Below are 3,308 nucleotides of genomic sequence, written 5' to 3'. Positions count from 1 at the left end.
ATATTGCGTCTGCGCGATCGTCGAAGGCCACGGAGCAAATCCCCATGAGCAAATCTCTCGTCACCTTTGTCGGCGTCGCTCATCCCTGGATGTGCGACGTGATGGGGCACGTGAATGTGCGTCACTACGCGGCGATGTTCGATGATGCCAGCTTCCAGCTTCTCGGCCATATTGCCGGACAGGACGACAACCAGGCGTCGCAGATCGGATGGGCCGACGTGCGCACCGAAATCGACTATCGGCATGAAACGAAAGCCGGTGCACTCATCACCATCCGCTCGCATGTCGTGAAGATCGGCCGCACCTCCATCACCTTCGAACAGGTGATGTTGGGCTCGCTCGACTGCATTGTCCGCTCATCGCTCCTGCCGACAAGCGTGCGCTTCGACCTTGCCGCGCGCGCCTCGGTCGCTCTGGACGAGCCGATGCGCGACCGCTCTTCGGCCTTCTTGATCGAATAAGCCTGTCTCCGCCCGTCAGCCTATGTAGATGCGGTCATCGAGGGGCGTGTCGGCAATCAGCGTCTGCAGCCCTGACAGCAGCGCCTTCTCGGCGCGGTTCATCACCTTGTCCGGATTGACCAGCAGGAAGATGTCGATGGCCGGCGGCGCGTCATAGGGCGGCAGCCGCCACAGCATTCCATCCGCCACATCCCGCCGCGCGACGTGCAGCGGCAGCGGCCCAATGCCCAACCCGGCGACGATCATGCGCCGCACCTCTTCCAGGCTCGAGGACACGCCGACGACATCGGCATTGAGCCGGGCCTCGCTGCGCAACAGCGCGACCGGCCGCAACGCATCCGAGATATGGTCGGTCTGGAACGATACCGAGGGCTCGCCTCGGAGATCGGTCAGCGTCAGCCCGGTTTGCCCGTAAAGCCTGTGCTGCGGCCCACAGAAGAAGCCGAAGAACTCGCGGTAGACCATCGCATATTCCAGCGCCGGATCGCGCTGGCTGACCAGGCAGATGCCGAAGGAAGCACGCCGCTCCCTCACCTGCTTGGCGACTTCGGTGCTTGCTGCGACTGAAATGGTGATGCTGGCGTGCGGGTAGTTGCTGTGGAACTCGGACAGCGCCTGATCAAAGAGCGGCGAGACGACATGGCTTGCCGTCGCGATCATCACATGGCCGGTAACATCGTCGCTGATGCCGCGCATCAGCAGCGGCAACTGCGATATGGTGCCGAACACCTCGACGCTCTGCTCGTAGAGAAGCCGCCCGACCTCGGTCAGTTCGAAGCGCGTCGCGTCGCGCTCGACCAGACGCCGGCCCACCCGGTCCTCCAGTCGCCGCAGAGCATTGCTGACGCTGGGTTGCTTGAGGTTCAGTCGCTCCGCAGCTCGCGTGATGCCCTTCACCTCCGCGATGACGACGAATGTCCTCAGAAGGTTCCAGTCGAGATCCCAGACCAGCCGTTCGGGGCGTGGAAGTACCATTCCTGATATCTATGCTCTCTATTCGCATTATCTATTTGCGCAATGATACCGCAAAGGCAATCATTGATGACAGGAAAGCGTCTGCACGCCTCCCAAGAACAAACCTTGCGCGCCATCCAGAGGAGAGGAAATCAGATGAACAGAGTATTTTCCGGCATCGCCGTTGCGGCCCTGCTGCTTGCGTCGACCTTCACTGCCGTTTCGGCCAGGGCCGACGACCTCGAAAAGATCAAGGCGGCGGGCGAGCTGAAGATTTCCATGAGCGGTCAGTATCCGCCCTTCAACTTCGTCAACGACCAGAATGAAGTCGTCGGTTTCGACGCCGATATCGGCAAGGCCATCGCCGAGCGCATCGGTGTCAAGGGCACCATCATCACCACGGCCTGGGACGGCATCATTGCCGGCCTGCTCGCCAACAAATACGACACCGTCGTTGGCTCGATGACGATCACGCCTGAGCGTGAAAAGGTGGTCGATTTCGTCGGGCCTTACTACCACGCCGGCCGCGCCGTTTTCGTCAGCGAGCAGTCGAAAGTGCAGAGCCTCGACGACCTCAAGGGCAAGACCATTGGCGTGACGCTGGGCGAGACGCATGAGAAATGGGCGCGCGAAAAGGGTGGCTGGGATATCCGTACCTACAAGGGCCTGCCGGAAATGCTGCTGGAGCTGAGGGCCGGCCGCGTCGACGCGATAGTCGTCGACAACATTCCGGTCATGGTTGCCGTCAAGGAGACGGGCGAGAAGGTCCGCAAGCTCAACACGCCCGATATCGAAGGCGGCGCTGTTGCCATCGGCATCGCCATCCGCAAGGACAATCCGGAGCTCAAGGCTGCGATGCAGAAGGCGCTGGACGACATGCTGGCGGACGGCAGCTACGAAAAGATCTCGATGAAGTGGGTCGGCAGCGACATCCGCTGATCTCTCCTGGCTTCAGGCGAGCAAAGCCGCCTGAAGCCGAGCGTTACTCCTGCTGGACCCTTTCATGGATTTCTCCTTGATGCAGCGCGTCTTCCCGTTCTTCGTGGAGGCCGCCTTGGTGACGATCGAGATCACGGTGTTGGCCCTGATCCTGGGCCTCGCGGCTGCTTCATTGGCCGCGGCCGCCAAGATGTCGAAATCGGCAATCCTGCGGACCATCGGCACGCTCTATGTCAGCCTGTTTCGCGGCACGCCGTGCCTGATCCAGCTCTTCGTGCTCTATTTCGGCGGCCCGCAGATCGGCATCAATCTGGAGCCGTTCGCCGCCGGCGTTATCGGCCTCGGTCTCAACATCGGCGCCTATATGGCGGAATCGATCCGTGGTGCGCTGGTCGCGGTCGACAGGGGCCAGACGGAGGCCGCCCGCACAACAGGCTTCAGCCGTTTCCAGACCTTGCGCAAGGTCGTGCTGCCGCAGGCCGCACGGCTGATGATCCGGCCGCTCGGGGTCAATACGGTTGCTTTGTTGAAGGGATCAGCACTTGTGTCGACCATTTCAGTCGTCGAACTGACCTACACCGCCCAGCGCTTCATCGGCTCCACCTACAAGCCGTTCGAGATATTCGGCGTTGCAGCCCTGCTCTACATGATCATGGTCTACGCGGTTGCGCGGATCGTCGACCTGCTCGACAAACGCTTCGCCATCGTCTGACCGGAGAGCACGATGCAAGGTTTGGATTTCACCGTCGTCGCGCCCTACTGGGACCTTCTGTTGATTGGTGCCTGGTGGACGGCGGTGCTGACGGTCTCGGCGGGCGCACTCAGCTTCGTCGGCGGCATCCTGTTCGCGGTCATCGTGCTCTACGCCCCTAAGATCGTTGCCTATCCCGTGCGCGCGCTCATGTGGGTGTTCATGGGCACGCCGCTGCTGTTGCAGCTGTTCCTGATCTATTT

4 protein-coding genes and 1 pseudogene are annotated in these 3,308 nt (G+C 61.5%); 4 read left to right on the top strand and 1 reads right to left on the bottom strand.

Annotated features, from left to right (window positions below):
• The first annotated feature begins 44 nt into the window (after positions 1-44).
• Complete coding sequence (locus ENZ75_RS26085; protein WP_128278422.1) at positions 45-461, top strand: acyl-CoA thioesterase; 417 nt, start codon at positions 45-47, stop codon at positions 459-461.
• A gap of 15 nt (positions 462-476) precedes the next feature.
• Here the strand turns inward: ENZ75_RS26085 and ENZ75_RS26080 are convergent, their stop codons facing one another.
• Positions 477-1,436: a LysR family transcriptional regulator gene (locus ENZ75_RS26080; protein ID WP_127224109.1), complete on the bottom strand. Its 960-nt coding sequence runs from the start codon at positions 1,434-1,436 to the stop codon at positions 477-479.
• A 135-nt stretch (positions 1,437-1,571) separates the two neighbouring features.
• Between ENZ75_RS26080 and ENZ75_RS26075 the strand changes: the two genes are divergently transcribed.
• The 3 genes and pseudogenes from ENZ75_RS26075 to ENZ75_RS26065 form a co-directional block, all read left to right on the top strand.
• Complete coding sequence (locus ENZ75_RS26075) at positions 1,572-2,354, top strand: ABC transporter substrate-binding protein (RefSeq protein ID WP_063167837.1); 783 nt, start codon at positions 1,572-1,574, stop codon at positions 2,352-2,354.
• A 64-nt stretch (positions 2,355-2,418) separates the two neighbouring features.
• Positions 2,419-3,066, top strand: a complete 648-nt coding sequence (locus tag ENZ75_RS26070) for an amino acid ABC transporter permease (RefSeq protein WP_063167836.1) — start codon at positions 2,419-2,421, stop codon at positions 3,064-3,066.
• A 12-nt stretch (positions 3,067-3,078) separates the two neighbouring features.
• Positions 3,079-3,308, top strand: a pseudogene (locus tag ENZ75_RS26065) (amino acid ABC transporter permease); the annotation flags it as partial.

Origin of the sequence: Mesorhizobium sp. M7A.F.Ca.CA.002.04.1.1 (genome assembly GCF_004022805.1) — a bacterium.
Lineage (GTDB): Bacteria > Pseudomonadota > Alphaproteobacteria > Rhizobiales > Rhizobiaceae > Mesorhizobium > Mesorhizobium ciceri.
This window is presented reverse-complemented; position numbering and strand designations above follow the sequence as displayed.

Bases quoted from the DNA above. Each gene is read 5' to 3' on its own strand.
- ENZ75_RS26080 (WP_127224109.1), bottom strand. From the start codon at position 1,436: ATGGTACTTCCACGCCCCGAACGGCTGGTCTGGGATCTCGACTGGAAC.
- ENZ75_RS26085 (WP_128278422.1), top strand. From the start codon at position 45: ATGAGCAAATCTCTCGTCACCTTTGTCGGCGTCGCTCATCCCTGGATG.
- ENZ75_RS26075 (WP_063167837.1), top strand. From the start codon at position 1,572: ATGAACAGAGTATTTTCCGGCATCGCCGTTGCGGCCCTGCTGCTTGCG.
- ENZ75_RS26070 (WP_063167836.1), top strand. From the start codon at position 2,419: ATGGATTTCTCCTTGATGCAGCGCGTCTTCCCGTTCTTCGTGGAGGCC.